24 protein-coding genes and 1 pseudogene are annotated in these 24,622 nt (G+C 61.9%); 9 read left to right on the forward strand and 16 right to left on the reverse strand.

What is annotated here, in order from left to right:
- Positions 1 to 95 precede the first annotated feature (95 nt).
- A complete protein-coding gene (locus IF199_RS30550) occupies positions 96 to 863 on the reverse strand; it encodes a methyl-accepting chemotaxis protein (RefSeq protein WP_371860056.1) in 768 nt (255 codons plus the stop codon).
- A gap of 90 nt (positions 864 to 953) precedes the next feature.
- A pseudogene (locus tag IF199_RS30555) lies at positions 954 to 2,042 on the reverse strand (cache domain-containing protein); the annotation flags it as partial.
- Between the two features lie 444 nt (positions 2,043 to 2,486).
- On the opposite strand from IF199_RS30555, the gene IF199_RS03445 reads away from it, so the two are divergent.
- Positions 2,487 to 3,383: a PA4780 family RIO1-like protein kinase gene (locus IF199_RS03445; protein WP_011332300.1), complete on the forward strand. Its 897-nt coding sequence runs from the start codon at positions 2,487 to 2,489 to the stop codon at positions 3,381 to 3,383.
- A gap of 56 nt (positions 3,384 to 3,439) precedes the next feature.
- On the forward strand, positions 3,440 to 4,657 hold the full coding sequence (locus IF199_RS03450) for an MFS transporter (protein WP_192559688.1): 1,218 nt from the start codon (positions 3,440 to 3,442) through the stop codon (positions 4,655 to 4,657).
- Here the strand turns inward: IF199_RS03450 and cueR are convergent.
- The 3 genes from cueR to IF199_RS03465 all read right to left on the reverse strand — a co-directional run bounded on the left by cueR (position 4,611) and on the right by IF199_RS03465 (position 7,886).
- The gene (cueR, locus tag IF199_RS03455; RefSeq protein WP_096819703.1) at positions 4,611 to 5,024 is read right to left on the reverse strand and encodes a Cu(I)-responsive transcriptional regulator; all 414 of its coding nucleotides are present in this window, start codon (positions 5,022 to 5,024) and stop codon (positions 4,611 to 4,613) included. The genes IF199_RS03450 and cueR overlap by 47 nt on opposite strands.
- A complete protein-coding gene (locus tag IF199_RS03460; protein WP_192559689.1) occupies positions 5,021 to 7,411 on the reverse strand; it encodes a heavy metal translocating P-type ATPase in 2,391 nt (796 codons plus the stop codon). Before IF199_RS03460 ends, cueR begins: the two co-directional genes overlap by 4 nt.
- A 91-nt stretch (positions 7,412 to 7,502) precedes the next feature.
- Complete coding sequence (locus IF199_RS03465; RefSeq protein ID WP_096819701.1) at positions 7,503 to 7,886, reverse strand: hypothetical protein; 384 nt, start codon at positions 7,884 to 7,886, stop codon at positions 7,503 to 7,505.
- A 148-nt stretch (positions 7,887 to 8,034) separates the two neighbouring features.
- On the opposite strand from IF199_RS03465, the gene IF199_RS03470 reads away from it, so the two are divergent.
- Complete coding sequence (locus IF199_RS03470) at positions 8,035 to 8,232, forward strand: heavy-metal-associated domain-containing protein (protein ID WP_192559690.1); 198 nt, start codon at positions 8,035 to 8,037, stop codon at positions 8,230 to 8,232.
- Positions 8,233 to 8,349: 117 nt separating this feature from the next.
- Positions 8,350 to 9,552, forward strand: a complete 1,203-nt coding sequence (locus IF199_RS03475) for a multidrug effflux MFS transporter (protein WP_102622772.1) — start codon at positions 8,350 to 8,352, stop codon at positions 9,550 to 9,552.
- Positions 9,553 to 9,562: 10 nt separating this feature from the next.
- Here IF199_RS03475 and IF199_RS03480 read toward each other — a convergent pair whose 3' ends face one another.
- The 3 genes from IF199_RS03480 to IF199_RS03490 form a co-directional block, all read right to left on the reverse strand.
- Positions 9,563 to 9,736 (reverse strand): hypothetical protein, encoded by a 174-nt coding sequence (locus tag IF199_RS03480; protein ID WP_173861408.1) that lies wholly within the window; start codon positions 9,734 to 9,736, stop codon positions 9,563 to 9,565.
- 166 nt (positions 9,737 to 9,902) lie between these two features.
- Entirely contained in the window at positions 9,903 to 10,916 is a 1,014-nt protein-coding gene (locus tag IF199_RS03485; protein ID WP_192559691.1) for a zinc-binding alcohol dehydrogenase family protein, read from the reverse strand.
- Between the two features lie 32 nt (positions 10,917 to 10,948).
- Positions 10,949 to 11,242, reverse strand: coding sequence for a putative quinol monooxygenase (locus tag IF199_RS03490; RefSeq protein WP_096819697.1), 294 nt, complete (start codon positions 11,240 to 11,242; stop codon positions 10,949 to 10,951).
- Positions 11,243 to 11,358: 116 nt separating this feature from the next.
- Between IF199_RS03490 and IF199_RS03495 the strand changes: the two genes are divergently transcribed.
- The 3 genes from IF199_RS03495 to IF199_RS03505 all read left to right on the forward strand — a co-directional run bounded on the left by IF199_RS03495 (position 11,359) and on the right by IF199_RS03505 (position 14,835).
- Positions 11,359 to 12,288: a LysR family transcriptional regulator gene (locus IF199_RS03495; protein WP_096819696.1), complete on the forward strand. Its 930-nt coding sequence runs from the start codon at positions 11,359 to 11,361 to the stop codon at positions 12,286 to 12,288.
- 306 nt (positions 12,289 to 12,594) lie between these two features.
- On the forward strand, positions 12,595 to 13,329 hold the full coding sequence (locus tag IF199_RS03500) for an ArsR/SmtB family transcription factor (RefSeq protein ID WP_096819695.1): 735 nt from the start codon (positions 12,595 to 12,597) through the stop codon (positions 13,327 to 13,329).
- 126 nt (positions 13,330 to 13,455) lie between these two features.
- A complete protein-coding gene (locus IF199_RS03505) occupies positions 13,456 to 14,835 on the forward strand; it encodes an MFS transporter (protein WP_192559692.1) in 1,380 nt (459 codons plus the stop codon).
- A gap of 49 nt (positions 14,836 to 14,884) precedes the next feature.
- Here the strand turns inward: IF199_RS03505 and IF199_RS03510 are convergent, their stop codons facing one another.
- The 3 genes from IF199_RS03510 to IF199_RS03520 all read right to left on the reverse strand — a co-directional run bounded on the left by IF199_RS03510 (position 14,885) and on the right by IF199_RS03520 (position 18,039).
- Entirely contained in the window at positions 14,885 to 15,838 is a 954-nt protein-coding gene (locus IF199_RS03510) for an adenosine deaminase (RefSeq protein WP_011332312.1), read from the reverse strand.
- A gap of 80 nt (positions 15,839 to 15,918) precedes the next feature.
- The gene (locus tag IF199_RS03515; RefSeq protein WP_192559693.1) at positions 15,919 to 16,884 is read right to left on the reverse strand and encodes a 2-oxoglutarate and iron-dependent oxygenase domain-containing protein; all 966 of its coding nucleotides are present in this window, start codon (positions 16,882 to 16,884) and stop codon (positions 15,919 to 15,921) included.
- An 81-nt stretch (positions 16,885 to 16,965) separates the two neighbouring features.
- Positions 16,966 to 18,039, reverse strand: a complete 1,074-nt coding sequence (locus IF199_RS03520) for a BMP family ABC transporter substrate-binding protein (protein WP_192559694.1) — start codon at positions 18,037 to 18,039, stop codon at positions 16,966 to 16,968.
- Positions 18,040 to 18,325: 286 nt separating this feature from the next.
- Here IF199_RS03520 and IF199_RS03525 point away from each other — a divergent pair, with 286 nt between their 5' ends.
- Positions 18,326 to 19,417 carry a calcium:cation antiporter gene (locus tag IF199_RS03525; RefSeq protein ID WP_102622760.1) on the forward strand — a complete coding sequence of 364 codons (1,092 nt, stop codon included), beginning with the start codon at positions 18,326 to 18,328 and terminating at the stop codon, positions 19,415 to 19,417.
- A 50-nt stretch (positions 19,418 to 19,467) separates the two neighbouring features.
- Here IF199_RS03525 and IF199_RS03530 read toward each other — a convergent pair whose 3' ends face one another.
- The 3 genes from IF199_RS03530 to IF199_RS03540 form a co-directional block, all read right to left on the reverse strand.
- Positions 19,468 to 20,826, reverse strand: a complete 1,359-nt coding sequence (locus tag IF199_RS03530; RefSeq protein ID WP_192559695.1) for an 8-oxoguanine deaminase — start codon at positions 20,824 to 20,826, stop codon at positions 19,468 to 19,470.
- Positions 20,827 to 21,009: 183 nt separating this feature from the next.
- Entirely contained in the window at positions 21,010 to 21,696 is a 687-nt protein-coding gene (locus IF199_RS03535; protein WP_192560902.1) for an SDR family oxidoreductase, read from the reverse strand.
- Between the two features lie 36 nt (positions 21,697 to 21,732).
- Positions 21,733 to 22,083 carry a MerR family transcriptional regulator gene (locus tag IF199_RS03540; RefSeq protein WP_096819687.1) on the reverse strand — a complete coding sequence of 117 codons (351 nt, stop codon included), beginning with the start codon at positions 22,081 to 22,083 and terminating at the stop codon, positions 21,733 to 21,735.
- An 83-nt stretch (positions 22,084 to 22,166) separates the two neighbouring features.
- On the opposite strand from IF199_RS03540, the gene IF199_RS03545 reads away from it, so the two are divergent.
- The gene (locus tag IF199_RS03545; RefSeq protein WP_096819686.1) at positions 22,167 to 22,583 is read left to right on the forward strand and encodes a hypothetical protein; all 417 of its coding nucleotides are present in this window, start codon (positions 22,167 to 22,169) and stop codon (positions 22,581 to 22,583) included.
- Here IF199_RS03545 and IF199_RS03550 read toward each other — a convergent pair.
- Both IF199_RS03550 and IF199_RS03555 read right to left on the reverse strand, forming a co-directional pair.
- Positions 22,580 to 23,506: an ABC transporter permease gene (locus tag IF199_RS03550; protein ID WP_192559696.1), complete on the reverse strand. Its 927-nt coding sequence runs from the start codon at positions 23,504 to 23,506 to the stop codon at positions 22,580 to 22,582. The two genes, IF199_RS03545 and IF199_RS03550, sit on opposite strands and share 4 nt — an antisense overlap.
- Positions 23,506 to 24,612, reverse strand: a complete 1,107-nt coding sequence (locus IF199_RS03555) for an ABC transporter permease (protein ID WP_102622763.1) — start codon at positions 24,610 to 24,612, stop codon at positions 23,506 to 23,508. The genes IF199_RS03550 and IF199_RS03555 overlap by 1 nt, the downstream gene beginning before the upstream one ends.
- Between the last annotated feature and the right edge of the window lie 10 nt (positions 24,613 to 24,622).

Raw genomic sequence — 24,622 nt, forward strand, 5'->3', positions numbered from 1 at the left:
ATCAAGTCGATGCATCTTTAAAGCATCCCCCAATCAGTCCCCTCTCCCTCCGGGAGAGGGTTAGGGTGAGGGGGCTTTTTAGGTTGCCCCCAATCTCAAGTCCGGAACCTTCGCACCAACCCATCCAGCTCATTCGACAACCCCGCCAGACTCTGCGAATCCAGCCGCGCCGAATTCGCCAGCTCCGCCACCAGTTGCGCATCACCATGAATCTGGCTGATATGCCGATTGATGTCCTCGGCCACCTGATGCTGCTCTTCGGCGGCCGTGGCGATCTGGGTATTCATGTCACGAATCACATCCACCGATTCACGGATCTGACCAAAACTCGCCCGCGCCTCGCCGATTCGCGTCACCGATTGCTGCGACACATCGAGGCTGGCGCGCATTTGTTGGGTCACGGCGCTGGTGCGCTTGGCAAGGTTGCCCAGCAGACCGTCGATTTCCGCCGTCGAATCCGCCGTACGTTTGGCCAGTGCGCGAACCTCATCGGCCACCACCGCAAAACCACGGCCTTGCTCACCGGCCCGCGCAGCCTCGATGGCGGCGTTGAGCGCCAGCAGGTTGGTCTGTTCGGCGATGGAACGGATGGTGCCGAGAATCGACTGGATGTCGTTGCTGTCGCGCTCCAGTTGTTGCATCGACTGCGCCGACTGCTCCAGTTCCTGGCTCAGTTGATCGACGCTGTGCACTGCTGCGTCGATCTGCTGCTGACCTTCGCGAGCCTGGCGCTGGCCGCTGTCGGCCGACTCTGCTGCCTGGCTGCACGAGCGGGCGACTTCGTTGGCGGTGGCGACCATTTCGTGGAATGCGGTCGAGACCATGTCCACGGCTTCACGCTGGCGTCCGGCGGCTTCGGCCATGTCGCCGGAAACCCGGGTCGAACTCTGCGAGGTCGCGAGGATTTTTCCGGCCGCGCCGCCGATGTGCTGGATCAGGCTGCGGATCGCGGTCAGGAACTGGTTGAACCAGTTGGCCAGTTGCGCGGTTTCGTCGTTGCCACGGATATCGAGGTTCTTGGTCAGATCGCCTTCGCCCTGGGCGATGCCTTCCAGACCGCTGGCCACGCTGCGGATCGGGCGTACGATCAGGCTGGCGAAACTGGCGCCGACCACTGCGAACAGCACCGCCAACACAGCCGCGATAATCGCGATCAGCCAGGTCAACTGAGTGGCCGAGCTCATCACGTCGTTCTGTTTGATCAGGCCGATGAAGGTCCAGCCCAGTTGCTCCGACGGCCAGACGTTGGCCATGTAGCGCTCGCCGTTGAGTTCGACTTCCACCAGCCCTTTGCCGGCCTTGGCCAGTTGCGCGTAACCGTCGCCGAGGCTGTCGAGGGGCTTGAAGTTGTGCTCGGGCTGTTTCGGATCGACCAGCACCATGCCGCTGTTTTCCAGCAGCATCAGGTAACCGGTTTCGCCGAGCTTGATCTGTTTGACGATCTCGGTGAGCTGCTTGAGCGTGACGTCGATACTGACCACGCCGCCGTTGCTGCCGAGCTTGTTGTCGATGGTGCGCACGGTGCTGACGTAGGTCGCATCGTCCTGCGCCCAGTAATAGGCGGCGGTGCGCAACGGTTTGCCGGGTTTGGCCTGAGCGGCCTTGTACCAGGGACGCTGACGCGGATCGTAGTTGCTCAGCTTGGGATCGTCGGGCCAGGAAACGTAACCACCGGCAGCGGTGCCGACGATCGCGTAGGCGTAGGCCGGGTGGCTGTTGCCCAGATCCTGCAGGAAGGAGAAGACCTTTTTGTCCATCTCGCCCTGCGGGACGCTTTCGGCGTTGGCGCTCATGTAGGTCTTGAGGCTGTCGTCGGTGTTCTTGATCAGCGGTTGCGTCGCCAGGTAATCGACGTTCTGGCTGATGCCGTCAAAAAAAAGCTGCATGGCGTTGCTGACCTGACGGATCTCGCGTCCGCTGCCGTCGACAAAACCTTCCCGGGCATCGCTGCGCAGGTTGAGTACCACCAGCGTGGCGACCAGCACCACGGGCAAGCAGGCGATGATTGCAAACGCCCACGTCAACTTCTGTTTGATGTTCATCCGCGCTCCAGATTTTCTTGTAGGCCCACGCAGTGCAGATGACTCGCGGTTTATTGGCAGCCGAAAACGGTGTTTTCCACTCCATTCCCTGAGTGCGACATCGAAGCTTTTTTGGAACGATTGTCGGACAAATTCCTCTGTCTCTGAGGGCTTCGGCTGCCGGAGAGGGAAATTGAGGCCTTCAGAGAAAAATCTTGCGAAGCACCTGCAGCCCGATGTCAGATTCTGTCGCAAATGCCCTCAAGTCCCTGCGCCAACAAGTTCGGCAGGCTCGGCTATGATTCGCAGCGGTCGATACAAGAGCGGCGGATTGGCCCGTTTGATCCGGCACAGTGTGTGCATCCACAGGTTCACAGGTCGGCAACCCCTCCCCGTGATGCGAGGATTGCCGTATAACGAATGACATTCGCGTGTTTGGTAATAAAGGACCCACAATAAAAGCTGATGAAGACTCCAAAACGCATTGAACCCCTGATCGAGGACGGTCTGGTCGACGAAGTGCTGCGTCCACTCATGAGTGGCAAAGAAGCAGCTGTTTATGTGGTGCGCTGCGGCAATCAGTTACGTTGCGCAAAGGTCTACAAGGAGGCGAACAAACGCAGTTTCCGCCAGGCGGCCGAGTATCAGGAAGGCCGCAAGGTTCGTAACAGCCGACAGGCCCGGGCGATGGCCAAGGGTTCCAAGTTCGGGCGCAAGGAGGCCGAAGACGCTTGGCAGAACGCCGAAGTCGCGGCGTTGTTCCGCCTGGCCAACGCCGGTGTGCGTGTGCCCAAGCCGTACGATTTCCTCGAAGGCGTGCTGCTGATGGAACTGGTGGCCGACGAATACGGCGACGCCGCGCCGCGTCTGAACGATGTGGTACTGGAACCGGATCAGGCCCGCGAATACCACGCGTTCCTGATTTCGCAGATCGTGCTGATGTTGTGTACCGGCCTGGTGCACGGTGACCTCTCGGAGTTCAACGTGCTGCTGACGCCGACCGGCCCGGTCATCATCGACTTGCCGCAAGCGGTGGATGCGGCGGGCAACAACCACGCGTTCAGCATGCTGGAGCGTGACGTCGGCAACATGGCGTCGTACTTCGGCCGGTTCGCCCCGGAGTTGAAAAAGACCAAGTACGCCAAGGAAATGTGGGCGTTGTACGAAGCGGGTACGTTGCACCCGGCCAGCGTGCTGACCGGCGAGTTCGACGATCCCGAGGACCTGGCCGATGTCGGCGGGGTCCTGCGCGAGATCGAAGCGGCGCGCCTGGATGAGGAGCGCAAGCAAGCCATCCGCGCGGCGGACGACGAGCCCAAGGGCAAGTCCGACGAACCGCCTCCGCCACCGTGGATGCAGTAAGCATCTGAATAAGAAAACCCGGCTTCGGCCGGGTTTTACACATTCAAGGATTGATTGTGACCACCACCTCCCGCAATGCCCGGCTGATCATCACGGCGCGGCTGATTTCCGATTTCGGCGCTTTCCTCAACATGGTTGCGCTGGCCACTTATGTCTACCTGCTGAGCAACAGCGCCATGAGCGTCGGGATTTTCCTGGCCAGTCGCGTGGGCGGCGGGATTTTCGCCAGCCTGATCGGCACCGCGTTTTATCGCCGATGCAGCGGTCGCTTGCCGTTGATTGCCTTCGATCTGCTGCGCGCCGCTGTGCTCGGGTTGTTGCTGATTGTGCCGGTCAGCCAGCAGGCGTTGTTGCTGCCGCTGATTGCGTTCGGCCTGGGCTTTGGCAATTCGATGTTCGCCATCGGCCTCAACAGCCAGTTGCCGCGCCTGATCGAGCCTGCGCAGTTGCTCAAGACCAATGCCTGGATCACGTCCGCCTCTTCCATGGCGATGGTCGGTGGCAGTCTGGTGTCCGGGCTGCTGGTCGCAGGGTTTGGCTTTGAAACGGTGTTCGCGTTGAATGCGCTGACCTATCTGCTGGCGGCACTGTTGATCGCGCCGCTGCGGTTCAGCGCACCGGAGGCCGTCGGCCAATCCAGCGCTAAACAGGGTGAATGGTCGGCGTTGTTGCAAGGCCTGCGCAGCGCCCCAGTGGTGGCGGCGATGCTGGCTGTCACGATGGCCGACACTTTGGGTAGCGCTGCACACAACGTCGGATTTCCGATCATTTCCAAACTGCTGACACCGGACTCGGCGAGCACCACGCTGGGCCTGATGCTCGCGGTATGGGCCAGTGGGAAATTGCTGGGCGCGCGAATCGCCAGTCGCCTGAAGGGCTCGGAAAACATCCATCTGGAGCGCAGGTACTTTGGCGGGGTGTTGCTGATGTCCTGCGGTTTCATCCTGATGTTCCAGCAGCACAGCGTCGTCGGGCTGTTGCTGTTTTCGCTGCCGGCCGGATTGGGTGACGGGTTTTCGGAAGTCGGCCTGATGTCACGTCTGCAACGGGAGCCGGAACGCCTGCGCCTGCCAATCTTCAGTTTCCTGACGCTGTTGCAGATGACCGGGTTCGGCGTCGGCATGCTGATCGCCGCACCGTTCTACAACTGGTGGGCGCCGGGTGCCGTGGTGCTGCTGTTCCACGGCATTCCCCTCGCCACTGTGCTGTCGATGAAAGTCCTGCTGCTCAGGCGCGAGCGGGTTGCGCGCAGCAGCCCGACGCCAGTTCCTTGAGGATCGGGCAGTCCGGGCGATGGTCGCCCTGGCAGTGTTCGACCAGATCCTGCAGGGTGTCGCGCAGTTCGCCGAGTTCGCGAATCTTCTGATTCAGCTCGTCGATGTGCTGGCGGGCCAGGGCCTTCACATCGGCGCTGGCGCGCTGGCGGTCCTGCCAGAGGGTCAGCAGTTTGCCGACTTCCTCCAGCGAAAAGCCCAGGTCCCGCGAGCGCTTGATGAACGCCAGCGTGTGCAGGTCATCGTCGCCATAGACGCGATAGCCGCTGTCAGTGCGATGGGCGGCCTTGAGCAGGCCGATCGACTCGTAATAACGGATCATCTTCGCGCTCAGGCCACTGTGGCGGGCCGCTTGGCCGATGTTCATCGGTTGTCCTCCAGATTCTCGGGTTTCCAGGTTTTCAACAGTAGCGCATTGCTCACCACGCTGACGCTCGACAATGCCATCGCCGCGCCGGCCAGCACCGGATTGAGGAAGCCGAACGCCGCCAGCGGAATGCCGATCAGGTTGTAGACGAAGGCCCAGAACAGGTTCTGCCGGATCTTCGCGTAGGTCTTGCGGCTGATCTCCAGCGCCGCCGGCACCAGCCGAGGGTCGCCGCGCATCAGGGTGATGCCGGCGGCGTGCATGGCCACGTCGGTGCCGCCGCCCATGGCGATGCCGATATCGGCAGCGGCCAGTGCCGGGGCGTCGTTGATGCCGTCGCCGACCATGGCCACGACGCCGGTCTTTTTCAGCTCGGCGACGGTGGCGGCTTTGTCCGCCGGCAGCACTTCGGCGTGGACGTTTTCGATGCCCAGCGCTTCGGCCACCACACGGGCGCTGCCTCGGTTGTCGCCGGTCAGCAGGTGGCTGTGGATATGTCGCGCAGCCAGTTGTTGCACCGCGTGCAGCGCGCCGGGCTTGAGGGTGTCGCCGAAGGCGAACAGGCCGAGGACACGGGGAACGGGGCTTTGTTCGATCAGCCAGGACAGCGTCCGGCCTTCGGTTTCCCACGCCTTGGCGGATTCCGCCAACGTGCCGGCGTCCAGGCCGGTTTCTTCCAGCAGTCGGCGATTGCCCAGGGCGAGGCGCCGACCGTCGAGATGGCCGGCAATGCCGCGACCGGTCAGGGACTGACTGTCGCTGACGTCGGGCACCGTCAGATTGCGTTCGGCACAGGCATCCAGCACTGCTTTGGCCAAGGGGTGTTCACTGCCGCGTTGCAGCGCGCCGGCCGCTGTCAGCAGGGCGTTCTCATCACCGTCGATCGCACTGAAATGCGCAATGCGAGGCGTGCCAGAGGTCAGGGTGCCGGTCTTGTCGAACACCACGCTGCTGACTTCATGGGCGCGCTCCAGCGCTTCGGCGTCCTTGATCAGAATCCCGTGGCGCGCCGCCACGCCGGTGCCGGCCATGATCGCGGTCGGTGTCGCCAGGCCGAGGGCGCAGGGGCAGGCGATCACCAGCACTGCGACGGCGTTGATCAATGCGGTTTCCAGCGGCGCGCCGTACAGCCACCAGCCGATCAGCGTGGCGAGAGCCAGCAGCAGAACCGTCGGCACGAACACCTGACTGACTTTATCCACCAGTTTCTGGATCGGTGCCTTAGCCGCCTGAGCGTCCTCCACCAGGCGGATGATCCGCGCCAGTACGCTTTCCGCGCCGAGCGCCGTGGTGCTCACCAGCAAGCGGCCTTCACCGTTGATTGCACCGCCGGTGACCTTGTCGCCCGGTTGCTTGGGCACTGGCAGGCTTTCGCCGCTGATCAGCGCTTCGTCAGCGTGGCTCTGGCCTTCCAGCACCTCGCCGTCCACCGGGAAACGTTCGCCGGGTTTGACCAGTACGAGGTCACCGAGGCGCAGGGCGCTGATGGCGACGTCTTGTTCGCGACCCTCGATGACTTGAATCGCTCGCTCCGGGCGCAAGGCTTCCAGTGCGCGGATGGCGCTGGCGGTCTGGCGTTTGGCGCGGCTTTCCAGATATTTGCCGAGCAGCACCAGAGCGATGACCACCGCCGAGGCCTCGAAATACAGGTGCGGCATGCGCCCGTCAGCGGTCGCCCATTCATAGAGACTCAGACCGTAACCGGCGCTGGTGCCCAGGGCCACCAGCAAGTCCATGTTGCCGGCACCGGCGCGCACGGCTTTCCATGCGGCCACATAAAAACGTGCACCGAAGATGAATTGCACTGGGGTAGCGAGAGCGAATTGCGCCCAGGCCGGCAGCATCCAGTGAATGCCGAACGGTTGCAGCAGCATCGGCAGCACCAGCGGCAAGGCGAGGGCGATGGCGCAGATCAGCGCCCAGCGCTCGTGGTTCAGGCGTTGCTGGCGATTGTCGGTCTGGTGTTCAAGTTCGAAGAGGCTGGCCGAATAACCGGCCTTGCTCACGGCGGCGATCAGGAGCTGCGGATCGACAGCGCCAAGCAGTTCGAGGTGGGCGCGTTCATTGGCTAGGTTGACGCTGACGCTTTTCACCCCCGGAACCTTGTTCAGGGCGCGTTCGACACGGCCGACGCAGGAGGCGCAGGTCATGCCGTCGATGTTCAATTCCACGGTTTGCTGCGGCACGCTGTAACCGGCACGTTCAACCGCCTCCATCAGCGCTGGCAGGCTGTCGCCGGGTGCCTGCACGCGGGCCTGTTCGGTGGCGAGGTTGACGCTGACGGCACTGGCGCCGCTGACTTTACTCAAGGCGCGTTCGACGCGGCCGGCGCAACTGGCGCAGGTCATGCCGCTGATGGGCAGATCGAACGTGATGGAATCGGACATCGGTCGTACTCCCTGTAGTGGATGCCTACAGGATCAACCTTGCCATGCTGGCAAGGTCAAGCGCCAGATTCCGCCGCCCGATCCGGATGAGTCAATAACCGAGGCCGGTTGGCTTGAGGTACATGCCTTCCGCATTCATCGCAATCCGGAACTTCAGGATGTCGCCGGCATGCAGTTTGATCTCCTGCGAGCCCGGCGCGAGCATGCCCGGGTTGCAGCCCGGCATTTGCCCCGGCAGCAGTTTCAGGCGCAGCGAGACATTGCCCGGCGGCAGGTTGAACGAGGTGCTCTGTTCCTGGAACAGTCGCGCCGACAGTTGATCCTGGATGTACACGCCGATCTCGCAGGAGGTCGCGACTTCCAGGCGCTCGCGGGAAATGATCAGCACCCCGAAATCTTCCCCGGCGGCATGCACCGAAGGGATCGCGGCAAAGAGGCTGAGTAAGCCAAACAGGCTGAAAGCTGACCAGCGCATGGCTGAATCTCCTGAATTTATGTCATTGATGCACGCAGCTTGGCCGAGCGCGGCGCCGATTGCCAGCCCGGCAGTTTTTTGCAGAACTTGACCTTGCCATCGTGGCAAGCTCGAAACTGCCGGCAACCTCACTCAAAGGAGTCATTCCATGCAAGTGTTCACTGTTGAAGGCATGTCCTGCGGTCACTGCGTCAAGGCCGTCACCCAGGCGGTGCAGAGCAAGGATCCGGCCGCCAGCGTGCGGGTCGATCTGGTGGCGAAGGAAGTCGGCGTCGAAAGTGCGTTGAGCGCCGAGCAGGTGATCGAGGCGATCAGCGAAGAAGGCTATGTCATCAAACTCGCCTGATCTTTTTAATAGTTAGCGAGCTACCGGAATGTTCAAGGCGTCCTCGCGCGGCTAGACTGTCGGGCTGCACTCTCTACTAAAGTGCCCGCCCAACTGCCTGTCGAACCTGGACGCCTGATGAACTTCCGTACCATTCTGATTCTCGGTGCCTTGACCGCTTTCGGTCCGTTGGCGATCGACTTCTATCTCCCCGCGTTTCCCACCATGGCGCTGGCGTTCGGCACCGATGAGAAACACGTCCAACTGACGCTGTCGGCTTACTTCTTTGGCCTGTCCATCGGTCAACTGGCCTACGGTCCGGTGGCGGATCGTTTCGGGCGGCGGATTCCATTGCTCACCGGCCTTGTGCTGTTCACCCTGGCGTCATTGGCCTGCGCTTATGCACCGAATCTGGAATGGCTGATTGGTGCGCGGTTCGTTCAGGCACTGGGCGGATGCGCCGGGATGGTGATTTCCCGGGCGGTGGTCGCTGACAAATGCGACGCTGTGGGTTCGGCGAAAGTCTTTTCGCAATTGATGCTGGTGATGGGGCTGGCGCCAATCCTGGCGCCGATGCTCGGCGGTCTGCTGGTCAATACGACGGGTTGGCAGTCGATCTTCCTGGTGCTGACCGGGTTCAGTGCCCTGGCCGGCCTGGCGGTGGCCCTCGGCCTGCCGGAAAGTCTGCCGGCCCATGTTCCGCGCCAGCCACTGTCCGGTGCTCTGCGTCAGTACGGTCGACTGCTGACCGACCCGGTCTACATGGGCCATGCCCTGACCGGCGGCATCGCGATTGCCGGGATGTTTGCCTACATTGCCGGCTCGCCTTTCATTTTCATCAAACTGTATGGCGTCCCGGCCGAGCATTTCGGCTGGCTGTTCGGCACCAACGCGGCGGGCTTCATTCTGGTGGCGCAGGTCAATGCGCGATTGTTGGCCAAGCGCGGCCCGGCGTTTCTGCTGTCACGGGCGGTCTGGGTTTACTTCGCTGCCGGGCTGACGCTGCTCGCGGTCAGCGCCCTGCACACCGAGGCACTGTGGCCGCTGCTGATTCCATTGTTCATTTGCGTGGCGAGTCTTGGTTGCATCAGCCCCAATGCGGCGGCGAGTGCGATGAACGGGCAGGGCGCTCGCGCCGGCAGTGCGTCAGCATTGCTCGGCAGCATGCAGTTCAGCGTCGCCGCCGGGGCTTCGGCGCTGGTGGGGGTTTTGCACGATGGCACAGCCGTGCCGATGGCCATGGTCATCAGCCTGTGCGGTCTGTTGGTGGTCAGCGCGGCAATGCTTACCCGGCGCATACAGAATGCCCGGGCGCTGGCAAAGGCGCAGGCCGAAGTCTGAACGGAGGAACTCAGCCGACAGCGCGTTGCTGGCCGAGGTCGGGAATCTGATGGGGCGCGTACAGACGCGCTTCGAGGGTGCGGGTGAAGGCCCGAGCTTCGGCCTCACTGCGGAATGTCACGGCGTGCTGGTCGAGACGAACTTGCCACTGGGACTTTGCCACTTCTTTTATCAGGATCTTCATTGCTGACCTCCCGGACGTAAAAGATTGCATCGCAGAGGTTTCGATTGTAGACCCGAATACGATCGCAATTGTGACAAGGGTCAAGCATCTGACTGACGGCAAAAAGCAACCGCAGCCCCCGCGCCAGATACTTTTGGCACTGGCGAAGGCTGCGGTCTCTCAGATTTTAGAAACTTTCTAAAACAATTTTCCCCTTGGCCTTGCCGCTTTCCAGCAATTCGTGGGCACGGCGCAGATTGCTCGCGTTGATCTTGCCGAAGTGCTCGCCCACCGTGGTCTTCAACGTCCCGGCATCGATCAGCTCGGCCACTCGGTTGAGCAGTTTGTGCTGCTCGATCATGTCCGGCGTTTCGAACAGCGAGCGGGTGTACATGAACTCCCAGTGCAGCGACAGGCTCTTGCGCTTGAGCTTGGTCACGTCCAGCGACTTCGGATCATCGATCAGCGCCAGTTTGCCTTGCGGCGCCAGGGCCTCGACCAGTTGGTCCAGATGCTGGTCGGTCTGAGTCAGGCTGGCGACGTGGGTCACATGGGGGAGGCCGGCGCGTTTCAGTTCTTCGCTCAACGGCTGGCTGTGATCGATCACCAGGTCAGCGCCCAGCTCGTTTACCCAGTCGCGGGTTTGCGGACGGGAGGCGGTGCCGATCACTTTGAGCCCGGTCAGCTGGCTGGCCAGTTGGGTCAGGATCGAACCCACGCCACCGGCCGCGCCGACGATCAGCAGGCTCTGGCCTTCATCGGTGTTGCCTTCGCGGATTTGCAGGCGTTCGAACAACAGCTCCCACGCCGTAATGGCGGTCAGCGGCAGGGCGGCGGCCTCTGCGAAACCGAGGGTTTTCGGCATATGGCCGACGATCCGTTCATCCACCACATGCAGTTCACTGTTGCCACCAGCCCGGGCGATGGAGCCGGCGTAGAAGACCTTGTCGCCGGCCTTGAACAACGTCACTTCACTGCCGACTGACTTGACCACGCCGGCCACATCCCAGCCCAGCACTTTGGCGGCGCCGCCTTCTGGCGCGACGTTCTGGCGAACCTTGGTGTCGACCGGGTTGACCGAGATCGCTTTGACTTCGACCAACAGGTCGCGCGGGCCGGCCACTGGCTCCGGCAGTTCGATGTCTTGCAGGGATTTTTCGTCGCTGATCGGCAGCGATGCGTAATAGGCGATGGCTTTCATGGATGACTCCGAAAGATGCTTGAAGGAAGGATTCAGGCGATGGCGCGCAGGCGCTTGAGCTCGAAGTGTTCGAGGAAGCCTGCGGCCTGCGCCCGGAAATGCTGGATATGCGCACTGTCGTCGTGGGCCTGCAGGGCTTCGTCACTGGCCCACTGCTCGATCATGTAGAAGGCCAGCGGGTTGGCCAGGTCCTGGTGCAGGTCGTATTGGCCGCAACCGGCTTCCGCGCGGGTCGGTTCGATCAATGCGCGCAGATGTTGTTCGAGGGCGTCCTGCTGGCCAGGTTTGGCGATCAGGGTGGCGATGGCGGTGAAGGGCTGGGACATGTTCGACTCCGGAACGGGATGAATTCGATGGGAGGCATGATTGGCTATTTCTACGCGAGATAAAACCGGCTAAAAGAGCAGTCTCTTTCAATATTTTTTTGATAATCGAGGCTGAAATGCTGCGTTTCGATGACTTGCAGTTGTTTGTCCGGGCGGCGGATCTGGGCAGTCTGTCGGCGGCGGCCCGGGTGATGGACATGTCCGCCGCCGTGGCCAGCGCGGCGCTCAAGCGTATCGAACAACAACTCGGGGCACGGTTGCTGGCGCGTTCCACCCGCAGTTTGCGCCTGACCTCCGAGGGCGAAGGCTTCCTCGAATACGCCCGGGCGGCGCTGAGCAACCTGGATGAAGGCCGTCGTCTGCTGGCCAGCGGTCAGGACCAGGTCAGCGGGATTCTGCAACTGTCGGCACCGTCGGATTTCGGCCGCAACCTGCTGTTGCCGTGGCTTGATGAGTTTCAGCGTGAACACCCGAAATTGACGGTGCGTCTGCTGTTGGGCGACCGCATCGCCGATCTGTTTCGCCAACCGGTGGACATCGCCCTGCGTTATGGCGAACCGGAGGATTCCAGTCTGGTCGCATTGCCCATCGCTGCGCAGAACCGGCGGGTGCTGTGTGCCTCTCCCGGCTATCTGGCGAAACACGGCGAGCCGACTCAACTGGAACAGCTCGCGCAGCACAATTGCCTGTTGTACATGCTGGGCAGTCGGGTGCATGACCACTGGAGTTTTCATGACGGCAAACGCGAAGTCAGCCTGACCGTCAGTGGCGACCGCTTCAGCGATGACGCCGACGTGGTGCGGTTATGGGCCGTCGCGGGGGCGGGCATCGCCTACAAATCCTGGCTGGATGTGGCCGACGATGTGCTCGCGGGGCGGCTGAAAGTGCTGCTGCCCGGCCTGCTCTGCGAGCGGGCTCCGCTGAATCTGCTGTGCGCCCATCGCGCACAATTGAGTAAGCCGGTGAACCTGTTGAGGGAGATGCTCGCCAGCCGTTGCGCCGAACTGAGTAGCCGATTTCCCGTTTTTCCGCAGGTTGATCATTAGTCGCAGGTAAATAGCGAAATTTCTGTCAGGAACAATCACCAGCCGTACCCGCTCCGGCGCAGGACGCCGCGAGCAACCCGCTTATACTAGCGACCGCCTGAAGCCTGCACCGGCACGCGGGAACAGGCTCGCTCGGACCGACACTGACCGGGCAGCGGTGAGGGTTGCATCAATTACTGCGAATGCCGGGTGGCAGTGTGTTGCCTTGCCTCGGATCAAGGCGTTTTGCGCGGCTTGGCCGACGACTGATTACTGGTCAAGATGTCTCTGAGCAGTAGACGATACGATTCAACAGGGAGTGAATACATGGAACATGCACCTTGCATCAGCCAGATCGCCACGTTGCTGGCCGATCCCAAACGCAGCGCCATGATGTGGGCGTTGATGGATGGCTCGGCCCGGCAGACCGAGGAACTGGCTCTGTTGGCGGGGCTGTCGCCCTCGTCGGCCAGCGCGCATCTGGGGCGCTTGTCCACGGGCGGTCTGTTGAAGGTCGAGGCTCGCGGGCGCAAGCGCTTCTTTCGCCTGGCGGCTCCGGAAGTCGGCGCGGCCATCGAGGCCCTGGCCAGCGCCACGCTTGCCAGCGCGCCGCGGGAGGTTCCCGACGTGTTCAAGCGCGCCACACCCATTGCCAGACCACAGGCCGCGCCGTCCTCCCTGCTGCGTGCGCGTTTTTGCGACGATCATCTGGGCGGTACGCTGGCGGCCGACCTGTACCAGCGCCTGCTCGATGCCGGCTGGATCGAACAGCTTGAACATCGGGTGGTAGTCACCCACAAGGGCTCGACACAGTTGGCCAGTCGCGGGGTCTTCATCCAGGCGCTGGCTCATCGCAATGTTCAGGTGGCTTGCGCGTGCCCGGACTGGAGCGAGCGACGCCCGCACATGGGCGGTTCGCTGGGGGCGGCGTTGTTGCAGCTGTTCATGCAGTCCGGCTGGTTGATGCTGCCCAACGATTCCCGCGCCCTGCAACTGACGGCGGCGGGGCAGCGGGAAATTCATCGATTCGCCCGGGAAACCGAGCTGGAAATGGCATTGTAGAGCGCTTCGCACCATTGTCCGAATGACTGGCGTCGCCTACGACTGCGAACAGGTCGCATCTGGCACAAAGGCTGAACGGCTATCGCGCACACTCGATCCGCAGACATTTCGGATGGAGGAGGTGGCATGGACACGGGAAACTTCAGCGCGGCGGATCGACTGGAACGCCTGCCGGTCAGCGGTTATCACCGGATCATATTCATCATCATCGCCCTGGCGTTTTTCTTCGACTCCATGGATCTGGCGATGATGACCTTCCTGCTCGGCTCGATCAAAACCGAATTCGGCCTGAGCAGCGCCGAAGCCGGGCTGCTCGCCAGTTCGAGCTTTTTCGGCATGGTGCTGGGCGCATCGCTGTCCGGACTGCTGGCTGATCGTTTCGGCCGTAAACCGGTGTTTCAGTGGAGCATCGTGTTGTGGGGTGTGGCCAGTTACCTGTGCTCCACGGCGCAGACGGTCGAGAGCCTGACCCTGTTCCGCATCCTGCTGGGGATCGGCATGGGCATGGAGTTTCCGATTGCCCAGTCGATGCTGTCGGAGCTGATACCGGCCAGGCGTCGCGGGCGCTACATCGCCTTGATGGACGGCTTCTGGCCGCTGGGTTTTGTTGCTGCCGGGGTGCTGTCGTATTTCCTGCTGCCGCTGATCGGCTGGCGAGACATCTTTCTGGTGTTGGCGGTGCCGGCGGTATTTGTATTGGCGATCCGCTTTTTTATTCCCGAGTCACCACGCTGGCTGGAACAGGCGGGCAAGCATGACGCGGCGGACAAGGTGCTGTGCGCCATTGAGGACCGGGTGCGGGCGTCGCTCGGCGGAGCTGCGTTGCCGGAACCGGTTCGCCTGCCTCGGGTGATCACGCCACCGGGTAACTTCCTGTCGGCCCTCGGCCAGATCTGGTCGCCGCTGTACCGCCAGCGCACGATGATGCTCTGGAGCCTGTGGTTCTTTGCATTGCTCGGCTTCTACGGACTGACGTCCTGGCTCAGCGCGTTGCTGCAACAGTCGGGGTTTGCGGTCACTCAGTCGGTGTATTACACGGTGCTGATTTCCCTGGGCGGGATACCCGGGTTTCTGATGGCGGCGTGGCTGGTGGAGCGCTGGGGACGCAAGCCGGTGTGCATCGTCACGTTGCTGGGCGGCGGGGTGATGGCGTTTCTGTACGGCCAGAGTGCGGTGTTCGGCGGCAATGTCGGGCTGCTGATCGGCTCGGGCCTGTTGATGCAGTTTTTCCTGTTCGGCATGTGGGCGGTGCTCTACACCTACACGCCGGAGTTGTACCCGACATCGGCACGTGCGACGGGCTCGGGTTTCGCCTCGGCCATCGGGCGCGTGGGTTCGCTGCTCGGGCCGCTGATCACCGGTCTGGTGTTCCCGATCACCGGGCAGGGCGGGGTATTTGCGTTGGGGGCGTTGTGCTTTGCGGTGGCGGCGGGGGTGGTGTGGCTGTTCGGGATGGAGACCCGGGGCAAAACGCTGGAAGAGTTGACTGAAGCGGTTGTGCGCTGAGACCTGAAAAGCCGTTCGAACACGGGCGTGTTCGAACGGCTTTGTGCTGTTACGGTTTTACCAACCGCGCATCCAGGCTGTTCTGCGCCAAGCGTTTGGCCTGATCCTGGGTCATGCCCAGATGTTCGTGCAAGGCATGGAAGTTTTCGGTGACATAACCACCGAAGTACGCCGGGTCATCGGAGTTCACCGTGACCTTCACACCGCGCTCGAGCATGTCGAGGATGTTGTGCTGGGACATGTGATCGAACACGCAGAGTTTGGTGTTCGACAGCGGGCACACGGTCAGCGGGATCTGCTCGTCGATGATCCGCTGCATCAGGCGCTCGTCTTCGATGGCGCGAACGCCATGGTCGATACGCTGGATTTTCAGCAGGTCGATGGCTTCCCAGATGTACTCCGGCGGGCCTTCTTCGCCAGCATGGGCGACGGTCAGGAAGCCTTCGTGACGGGCACGGTCGAACACGCGCTGGAACTTGCTCGGCGGGTGACCCATCTCGGAACTGTCCAGGCCCACGGCGACGAATGCATCGCGGAACGGCAGTGCCTGGTCGAGGGTTTTCTGCGCTTCGTCTTCGCTCAAGTGGCGCAGGAAGCTCAGGATCAAACCGCTGGTGATGCCCAGTTGCTGCTCGCCATCCTTCAGCGCGGCGGCGATGCCGTTGAGCACCACTTCGAACGGGATGCCACGGTCGGTGTGGGTCTGCGGATCGAAGAACGGTTCGGTGTGGATCACGTTCTGTTCTTTGCAGCGCAGCAGGTAGGCCCAGGTCAGGTCGTAGAAATCCTGGGAAGTGCGCAGCACGTCGGCGCCCTGGTAATACAGGTCGAGGAATTCCTGCAGGTTGTTGAAGGCGTAAGCCTTGCGCAGGGTCTCGACGTCGCTCCACGGCAGGGCGATCTTGTTGCGTTCGGCCAGGGCGAACAGCAGCTCGGGCTCCAGCGAGCCTTCGAGGTGCAGGTGCAGTTCGGCCTTGGGCAGGGCGTTGAGCCAGTCGTACATATTCTTTTCTCATCAGGTGCAATGACGGCATTCTACAGATGCGCGCCGAAACAATTGGCAAAACCTGACCAACCGATCCATCACACCGCTTCCTGCTCTCGTCGGTAGGCGTAGGTATCGGCGAAGCGTGACAGCAGGAATTCGGCGCAGGTGGTGGTCGGATATTTCGCTGGATGTCGGTCGTCCTGGCAACCGGGCAGGCATTCGATGCGGGTGTCCGGATGCGGTTCGGCGAAGAACGGCATCGAATAGCGATCAACGCCTAACGGGCTGATCACCCGGTGCGGGGTCGAGCGATAACGGTCGTTGCTCCAGCGCGCCATCATGTCGCCGAGGTTGACCACGAACGTGCCGTCGATGGGCGGTGCGTCGATCCACTGGCCTTTTACGTTTCTCACCTGCAAGCCGCCGGCCGCGTCCTGATACAGCAGAGTGATACAGCCGTAATCGGTATGCGCACCGGCCCCCTGCTGTTCGGCGGAACTGGCGGTGTGGCGCGGCGGGTAATGGATCATTCGCAATACGCTGACTGGTTCGTTGAAGCGCGTGTCGAAGAAGTCGCGCTCGATGCCCAGTGCCAGGGTCATGGCTCGCAGCAGGGTTTGTGCGAGGGCCTGCATGTCGAGGTAGTGCTGCTCCATCAGCGTTTCCCAACCGGGAATGGCCGGATGACGGTTGGGGCCGCGCAAGGGTTTTTCCGCCAGCACCTCGGGATGATCGGCCGGCAGGTGCAGGCCCATGTCGAAGGTTTCCTTCAGATCGCTGGGTTTGTCCGGGTCGAGCTGTTCAGTGGCGATGGCACCATAGCCGCGATGATGGGCGGTCTGGGTGATGTCGATCTTGAGTTTTTCCGCTGCCGGCAATGCGAAGAAGTGCCGGGCGTGGTCGAGCAGGGCGTCGATGCACTGCGCTGAAATCGGATGCCCCTTGATGTAGAAGAAACCCCATTCGCGGCAGGCGTGGTCGATCTGTTCGGCGACGGTGGACCAAGCGTTCTGGTCGTCGGAGTAGAGCGGGCTGATGCCGATGATTGGAAGCTGATCCATACAAAATCCTTGAAAGGTAAAAGGGGGATCGTTCCCACGCAGAGCGTGGGAACGATCAGGGTCAGGTCGGCGTCAGGTGGATTACTTCGGCATCTCGGCCTTCATGCCTTCGACGTAGTAGTTCATCGACGCCAGTTCCACATTGGTCGCGCTCACACCCGCCGGGATTTTCTCGACCCCGGCCTGATCCTTGATCGGCCCGGTGAACGGTTGCAAGGTGCCGCTCTTGATGTCAGCGATGATCTGCTCGGCTTCGGCCTTCACCGGCGCCGGCACCAGATCGCTGATCGGCAGTTCGACCGTGCCTTCCTTCAACCCGCCCCAGTAGTCCTGGGATTTCCAGTTGTGATCGATCACGCTCTGGGTCGCCTGAATGTAGTGCGGTGCCCAGTCGTTGACGATCGAGGTCAGCACCGCTTTCGGGCCGAAATGCGCCATGTCCGAAGCGTAGCCCACGGCATAGACGCCACGCCGTTCGGCGGCCTGGATCGGCGCCGGGCTGTCGGTGTGCTGGAACACCACGTCCACGCCCTGGTCGATCAGCGCGTTGGCGGCGTCGGCCTCTTTACCCGGATCGAACCACGAATTGACCCACACCACTTTGATTTCGGTGCCGGGGTTGTACTTGTTCAGGGCCAGCTGGATGGCGTTGATGTCGCGGATCACTTCCGGGATCGGGAACGAGGCGACATAGCCAATCTTCTTGGTCTTGGTCATCTTCGCCGCGAGGAAACCGCCGACGTAACGGCCCTCATAAGTACGCGCCAGATAGGTGCCGAGGTTCTTGTCCTGCTTGTAGCCGGTGGCGTGTTCGAAGGTCACCTTGGGAAACTGTTTGGCGACCTTCACTGTCGGGTTCATGTAGCCGAAAGAGGTGGTGAAGATCAGGTCGTAGTTGTCCTTGGCCATGTTGCGGATCACCCGTTCGGCATCGGCGCCTTCGGCGACGTTCTCCACGTAGTTGGTGGTGATCTGCGTGCCGAGTTTTTCCGCCAGCGCCTTGCGCCCCTGTTCATGCTGATACGTCCAGCCGTGGTCGCCGATGGGGCCGATGTAGACGAAGCCGACTTTCAGTGGATCGGCGGCACTGGCGCTCAGGCTGAGGCCAAGGCCCATGGCGATGCACAGCAGTGTTTGCAGTGGACGTTTTTGCATGAACGCGAACTCCCTTTTGTTGTGTGTGGGGAGGGCAATGCAAAAGGCTGACCAAGCGGACAACAAATCGAGTCGAAATCGAGGCGAGGCCTTCGCGAGCAAGCTCGCTCCCACATGGGAGCACGATCACCCGTGGTGAGCGTGCTTGCTCGCGATGAGGCCGCCAAGGCCAATAAAGTGCACCTGCCGAACCGGCTGCCATTCCGTGGTGCGCTAAGGTGTAACGAACTATTAGCGCCGCCCCGCAGTCAGTCACTCATTCGTCCCCAGCGCCCGCAGGTCCGCCATGCTCACGATCCTCAAGCAAGAAAGCTTTCTGCTGCTGGCCCTGATCGCTGCTCTCGTGGCGTATCCGCTGGAACACTGGTTGCTGCACAGTGGCCAGGTCGTCGCCTTGACCGGCGGGCTGGTGTTGATCGCGTTCATCGTCGCCGCCTCGATGCGTGTCGCTCATCAGGCCGAACTGCTCGCGGAAAAAGTCGGCGACCCGTACGGCACGATGATCCTGACCCTCGCCGCCGTGCTGGTGGAAGTGGTGATCCTGGCGATCATGATGAGCAACGAAGCCTCGCCGACCCTGGTGCGCGACACGATCTATTCGGCGGTCATGCTCGACATCAACGGCATCCTCGGTCTCGCCGCATTGATGGGCGGGATCAAGCATGGCGAGCAGTCCTACAACGATGATTCGGCCCGCAGTTACAGCGTGATGATTCTCACCGCCATGGGTGTGTCGATGGTGGTGCCGGAGTTCATTCCCGAGGCCGACTGGAAAATCTATTCGGCGTTCACCATCGGCGCGATGGTGGTGCTTTATACGTTGTTCCTGCGCATGCAGGTCGGCCCGCACAGCTACTTTTTCAGCTACAGCTATCCGGATAAACGCCGCAAGAAAGAGCCGGTGGAGCAGGAGCCGAAACCGGTCAGCCTGGCGCTGTCGATCGGCATTCTGGTGTTTGGTGTGGTGGTGATCGGCGCACTGGCCGAGGTGATGTCCAAGACCCTCGATCTGGGCCTGGAAGGGACGGGCGCACCGCCGGTGATCACGGCGATTCTGGTGGCGGCGATTTCGGCGGCGCCGGAGATCCTGACCGCGTTGCGCGCGGCGCTGGCCAATCGCATGCAGTCGGTGGTCAACATTGCGATGGGCGCGTCGTTGTCGACAGTGATCCTGACGGTACCGGTGATGGAAGCGATGGCGCTCTACACCGGTCAGCCGTTTCAGATGGCGATGACCCCGGTGCAGACCGTGATGATCTTCATCACGCTGATCGTCAGCGCGATCAACCTCAATGACGGGGAGACCAATGCCATTGAGGGCATGACCCATTTTGTGTTGTTTGCGACGTTCATCATGTTGTCGCTGCTGGGGTTGTGATTGATCGTTCCCACGCGGACGCCTCGACGTGGGAACGATCAGAAGGAGAATCAGGTGCCGGCGATCAACTGCCGAGCCGCCTGACTGTGATCGGCAATCAAGCCTTTGAGGTCCAGCCCTTCAACCTGCCCGTCAACCACGCGCCACTTGCCGCCGACCATCACGCGATCCGCGCGGTCCGCGCCGCACAACAGCAACGCCGAAATCGGATCATGACTGCCGGAGAAGCGCAGTTCATCCAGCTTGAACAACGCCAGGTCCGCCTGCTTGCCGACCGCCAGTTCGCCGATGTCGGTACGGCCCAACAGGCTCGCCGAGCCCTTGGTTGCCCAACCCAGCACGCGTTCCGGGGTGATCTTCTCGGCGCCATAACGCAGGCGCTGGATGTACAGGGCCTGGCGGGCTTCGAGGATCATGTTCGACGCATCGTTGGACGCCGAGCCGTCCACACCGAGACCGAACAGCGCGCCGGCATCGGTCAGGTCGATGCTCGGGCAGATGCCGGACGCCAGACGCATGTTCGAGCTCGGGCAATGGCAGATACCGGTGCCGGCCGCGCCGAGGCGGGCGATTTCGTCGGGGTTGAAATGGATGCCGTGGGCCAGCCACGTGCGCGGGCCGAGCCAGCCGACGCTGTCCAGATAATCCACGGTGCGCAGGCCGAAGCGTTGCAGGCAGAAATCCTCTTCGTCGAGGGTTTCGGCGAGGTGAGTGTGCAGGCGCACATCGAGTTTGTTTGCCAGCTCGGCGCTGGCGGACATGATTTCCGGGGTCACCGAGAACGGCGAGCACGGCGCCAGAGCGATCTGGATTTGCGCGCCGTCGCCACGCTCGTGGTACTCGTGAATCAGGCGCTGGCTGTCGTCGAGAATTACCTGGCCTTCCTGCACAGTCTGCTGTGGAGGCAGGCCGCCGTCCTTCTCGCCGAGGCTCATCGAACCACGGGTGAGCATGGCGCGCATACCCAGTTCACGCACGGTTTCGACTTGCACGTCGATGGCGTTTTCCAGGCCGTCCGGGAACAGGTAGTGGTGATCGGCGGCGGTGGTGCAACCCGACAACAACAGTTCGGCCAGCGCGACTTTGGTGGCGAGGGCGAGTTTTCCAGGCGTCAGGCGTGCCCAGACCGGGTACAGAGTTTTCAGCCACGGGAACAACGGCTGATTGACCACCGGCGCCCAGGCGCGGGTCAGGGTTTGATAGAAGTGGTGATGGGTGTTGATCAGGCCCGGCAGGATCACGTGCTCACGGGCGTCGAACACTTCATTGCACGGTGTCGACGGTTGCTGGCCGGCGCCGAGCACTTCGGTGATCACACCGTCTTGCAGCACCAGACCGCCACGGGCGTCGAGACCATTGGCCGTGAAAATGGCGAGGGGATTTTTTAACCAGATACGGGTCGCAGGCATTGTGGCCGGCTCCTCTGAAAGTTGGGTTCAGGGTTGCCAGCTCAGTGTTGCCCTGTCTGCTGATCCAGGGTCGCCGCGAAGGACGAGGTGCGGAGTTTCGAACAAAATGTTGCGACGGGCAAGCCCAACCCGACCAGACACCGGGATAACCCTGTGGGAGCGAGCCCCCACAGGGTTCAGTGTTTACCAGGGAATGGTTTCACCCTTGTAGTTCACGAAGTGATGGCCGCCCTTGCCGGCAAACGCGTCCACCTGATCCACCAGGCCGCGGGTGCTGGTGTCGACGTCAATGTCGGCGCCTTCGCCGCCCATGTCGGTTTTCACCCAGCCTGGATGCAGCGACAGCACAGTCAGTTTCTGATCGCCCAACTGCGTGACGAAGCTGTTGGTCATCGAGTTCAGCGCCGCTTTGCTGGCCTTGTACAGCGCCAGTTCCGGCGCATCGGGCATGGTCACGCTGCCGAGCACCGAACTCATGAAGGCCAGCACGCCGCTGCCGTCGCGAATCTGCCCGACGAAGCGTTGGGCCAGGTTGATCGGCGCCACGGCGTTGGTGAAGAACAACTGACCGACTTCCGCCAGCGTCGCGCCGCCCGGGGTCTGCACTTCAGGGCCTTTGACCCCGGCATTGACGAACAGCAGGTCGAAGGTCTCGCCCTTGAGTTGCTGGCTCAGGGCAATCACGGCTTGCTGATCGTCCATGTCGAGTTTTTCGATCTGCACGTTGCCCAGTGCTTTCAGCGCCTCGGCGTTCGCAGGATTGCGAACCGTGGCGGTGACTCGCCAGCCGTCGGCCAGCAGGGTTTTCACCAGACCCAGACCCAGGCCCCGGGAGGCGCCGATGATCAGTGCGTGCTTGGCAGGATTCAGTGCGGACATGATTGGCTTTCCTTGAAAGTTGAAAGATCACGGGTTCAATGGACAACGTTGACCGAGCCGATGCTGCAATTCCTGGCGCAGCTCACCGAGTTCAGCCATGCGGGTTTCGACCAGCTTGAGTTTGTCTTGCAGCAGTTGCGTGACGGTGGTGTCGGGGTTTGGCGATTGCCACAACGCGCCAACGCTGCTGCCGATCTCGCCAAGGGTAAAGCCCAGACGCTGCGCCGTTTTGATGTAGAGCACCAGTTGCACCATTTCCGGCGGATAGTCGCGATAACCGTTGGCGCTGCGTTGCGCCGCAATCAATCCGCGCTCCTCGTAGAAACGCAGCGTGTCTCGGCTGACATCGCAGGTCTGGGCTAACTCACCGATGCGCATCTTGCAGGTCTCGAAAGTGTTTGACCCTGGAGCATACTCCAGGCTTTACCGTGATTGCTCCCTGAGTTTTCGGAGCAAGGATGATGTGGACTTCAACGCAGTATCGACAGTTGGTGCGCGGCAGTGCCTGGTATGACTTGATCGTGACAGTGGCGTTTGTCACGCCGTGGAGTTTTGCTGTGTTGCATGGGTTGTTGACGGCGTTGAGTCAGGCGCTGGAATTGCCCGGTGAGTTGCCGGCGTTCGAACCTGCGCATCTGTTGATGGCGAATCTGTTCGGTTCGGTGGTGTGCATGTGGTCGGTGCTGCGGATTCGTGATCCGCAGCCGGTTTATGGGCGCTATGACGCGGTGACGCGATTTCTGTTCGCGGCGTGGATGACGTATGCCCTGGCCCACGGCGCCAGTTCGTTGGTGGTGGGTTTCCTGGTTCTCGAAGTGGCGTGGGGCATTGCTCAGGCGTTGCCTGTTCGGTCGCTGTCGCGGGCCGTCACGGCTTAATGTCCGGCCTGCCACGGCTGTCCCAGTGATACCGGCGCGTACAACCGTGTACGCACCGCATCCCGCGACAACAACACCAGCACCAGAATGGTTGCGACGTACGGCAGCATCGCCAGCAAGCTTGAAGGAATCGCCAGCCCCAACCCCTGCGCCACCAGGTGCAGGATGCTGGCGAGTCCGAACAGATACGCGCCGAGCAAAAGCCGCCACACCCGCCAACTGGCGAACACCACCAGCGCGAGCGCGATCCAGCCACGCCCGGCGGTCATGTTCTCGGCCCACATCGGCGTGTACGCCAGCGACAGATAAGCCCCGGCCAGTCCGGCCATCGCTCCGCCGAACAACACCGCCAGCGTACGCACGGTCAGCACCGGCAAGCCCATGGCACTCGCGGCGTCCGGGTTTTCGCCGACCGCCTGGATGATCAGCCCGACACGGCTTTTCACGATCACCCAGGCCACCAGTGCAAACAGCGCGAACGACAGGTACACCAGCAGATCCTGGGCAAACAGCATGCGGCCGATCAGCGGGATGTCACTCAAGAATGGAATCGCCAGCGGCTCGAAACCGGCCAGCGGTTTGCCGACCCACGCCGCACCGACAAAGGTCGACAGGCCCACACCAAAAATCGTCAGCGCCAGCCCGGTCGCCACCTGATTGGCGTTGAACACCAGCGCCACCAGCGCAAACAGCGATGACAACAACATTCCGGCGAGCATCGCCAGTACAACGCCGAGCCACAGATTGCCGGTGCTGAAGGCGACGATGAAACCGATCACCGCACCAAACAGCATCATCCCTTCCTGCCCGAGGTTGAGCACGCCGCTCTTTTCGCAGATCAGTTCACCCAGCGCCACCAGCAGCAGCGGTGTGCCGCAACGCACCATGGCGTAGAAAACATTGCTCAGCAGATCGATATCCATCACAGCGCTCCGGCGGTTACGGCGGTGGTTGAGGTGCGCCGCACCCAGCGCAGGTTCAGACGGGGTCGGTAGAGGATCAGCACGTCACAGGCCAGCAGGAAAAACAGCATCATTCCCTGAAACAACTGGGTGATCGCCTGCGGCAGGTTCAGTGTCATCTGCGCGCTCTCGCCACCGATGTACAGCAGCGCCATCAACAGGCTGGAAAACAGAATGCCGATGGGATTGAGCCTGCCGAGAAACGCCACGGTGATCGCCGCATAGCCGTAGCCCGGCGAGACCTGCGGCACCAGTTGCCCAATCGGCCCGGTGACTTCGCAAACACCGGCAAGTCCCGCCAATCCTCCGCTGATCAGCAGTGCGAGCCAGATCAGACGCTTCTCGCGAAACCCGGCGAACCCCGCCGCGCGTTTATCCAGCCCGAGCACTTTGATCTGGAAGCCGACGAAGCTTTTCTGCAACAACACCCACACCGCCACCAGCGCGAGCAGGGCGAAATACACCCCGGCGTGAACCCGACCATCCTCCATCAACAACGGCAGGCGGCTGGCGTCGCCGAACATCGCCGACTCGGGAAAGTTGTACCCGGCCGGGTCCTTCAACGGCCCGTGAACGCAGAACAGCAGCAGGTTCAGCGCGATGTAATTGAGCATGATGCTGGTGAGGATTTCGTTGGCATTGAAGCGCGTGCGCAACCAGGCGGTTAGCCCGGCCCACGCGGCGCCGGCGAACGTGCCGGTGAGCAGGATCAGCACCAAGGCCCAACGGCTCTGCATATCGATGATGTTCACCGCCAGCGCACTGCCGGCCAACGCACCGAGCAACAATTGACCTTCGGCGCCGATGTTCCATATTCGCGCCTGATAGGCCACCGCCAGACCGAGGGCACAGAGCAGGATCGGCAACGCCTTGACCAATAATTCGGAGACGCCATACAAGTCGCTGACCGGCGCGATCAGCAAGGTGTGCAAGGTTTGCAGCGGATCATGACCGAGGGCGATGAACAGCAGCGAGCCACAACCGAGGGTCAGCACCGCCGCCAACAGCGGCGAGCACCACAGCATCAGGCGCGATTGCCGGCCACGGGGTTCGAGGGAAAGCAGCATGGGAAACTCC

This window comes from Pseudomonas allokribbensis (genome assembly GCF_014863605.1).
Lineage (GTDB): Bacteria > Pseudomonadota > Gammaproteobacteria > Pseudomonadales > Pseudomonadaceae > Aquipseudomonas > Aquipseudomonas allokribbensis.

Excerpts from the sequence above, each read along its gene's own strand:
- IF199_RS03465 (WP_096819701.1), bottom strand. The coding sequence starts at position 7,886 with ATGCGCTGGTCAGCTTTCAGCCTGTTTGGCTTACTCAGCCTCTTTGCC.
- IF199_RS03500 (WP_096819695.1), top strand. The coding sequence starts at position 12,595 with ATGGAACATGCACCTTGCATCAGCCAGATCGCCACGTTGCTGGCCGAT.
- IF199_RS03555 (WP_102622763.1), bottom strand. The coding sequence starts at position 24,612 with ATGCTGCTTTCCCTCGAACCCCGTGGCCGGCAATCGCGCCTGATGCTG.
- IF199_RS03515 (WP_192559693.1), bottom strand. The coding sequence starts at position 16,884 with ATGGATCAGCTTCCAATCATCGGCATCAGCCCGCTCTACTCCGACGAC.
- IF199_RS03485 (WP_192559691.1), bottom strand. The coding sequence starts at position 10,916 with ATGAAAGCCATCGCCTATTACGCATCGCTGCCGATCAGCGACGAAAAA.
- IF199_RS03445 (WP_011332300.1), top strand. The coding sequence starts at position 2,487 with ATGAAGACTCCAAAACGCATTGAACCCCTGATCGAGGACGGTCTGGTC.
- IF199_RS03475 (WP_102622772.1), top strand. The coding sequence starts at position 8,350 with ATGAACTTCCGTACCATTCTGATTCTCGGTGCCTTGACCGCTTTCGGT.
- IF199_RS03490 (WP_096819697.1), bottom strand. The coding sequence starts at position 11,242 with ATGTCCCAGCCCTTCACCGCCATCGCCACCCTGATCGCCAAACCTGGC.
- IF199_RS03530 (WP_192559695.1), bottom strand. The coding sequence starts at position 20,826 with ATGCCTGCGACCCGTATCTGGTTAAAAAATCCCCTCGCCATTTTCACG.
- IF199_RS03495 (WP_096819696.1), top strand. The coding sequence starts at position 11,359 with ATGCTGCGTTTCGATGACTTGCAGTTGTTTGTCCGGGCGGCGGATCTG.
- IF199_RS03550 (WP_192559696.1), bottom strand. The coding sequence starts at position 23,506 with ATGGATATCGATCTGCTGAGCAATGTTTTCTACGCCATGGTGCGTTGC.
- IF199_RS03505 (WP_192559692.1), top strand. The coding sequence starts at position 13,456 with ATGGACACGGGAAACTTCAGCGCGGCGGATCGACTGGAACGCCTGCCG.
- IF199_RS30550 (WP_371860056.1), bottom strand. The coding sequence starts at position 863 with ATGGCCGAAGCCGCCGGACGCCAGCGTGAAGCCGTGGACATGGTCTCG.
- IF199_RS03545 (WP_096819686.1), top strand. The coding sequence starts at position 22,167 with ATGTGGACTTCAACGCAGTATCGACAGTTGGTGCGCGGCAGTGCCTGG.
- IF199_RS03470 (WP_192559690.1), top strand. The coding sequence starts at position 8,035 with ATGCAAGTGTTCACTGTTGAAGGCATGTCCTGCGGTCACTGCGTCAAG.
- IF199_RS03460 (WP_192559689.1), bottom strand. The coding sequence starts at position 7,411 with ATGTCCGATTCCATCACGTTCGATCTGCCCATCAGCGGCATGACCTGC.
- IF199_RS03525 (WP_102622760.1), top strand. The coding sequence starts at position 18,326 with ATGCTCACGATCCTCAAGCAAGAAAGCTTTCTGCTGCTGGCCCTGATC.
- IF199_RS03540 (WP_096819687.1), bottom strand. The coding sequence starts at position 22,083 with ATGCGCATCGGTGAGTTAGCCCAGACCTGCGATGTCAGCCGAGACACG.
- IF199_RS03480 (WP_173861408.1), bottom strand. The coding sequence starts at position 9,736 with ATGAAGATCCTGATAAAAGAAGTGGCAAAGTCCCAGTGGCAAGTTCGT.
- IF199_RS03520 (WP_192559694.1), bottom strand. The coding sequence starts at position 18,039 with ATGCAAAAACGTCCACTGCAAACACTGCTGTGCATCGCCATGGGCCTT.
- cueR (WP_096819703.1), bottom strand. The coding sequence starts at position 5,024 with ATGAACATCGGCCAAGCGGCCCGCCACAGTGGCCTGAGCGCGAAGATG.
- IF199_RS03510 (WP_011332312.1), bottom strand. The coding sequence starts at position 15,838 with ATGTACGACTGGCTCAACGCCCTGCCCAAGGCCGAACTGCACCTGCAC.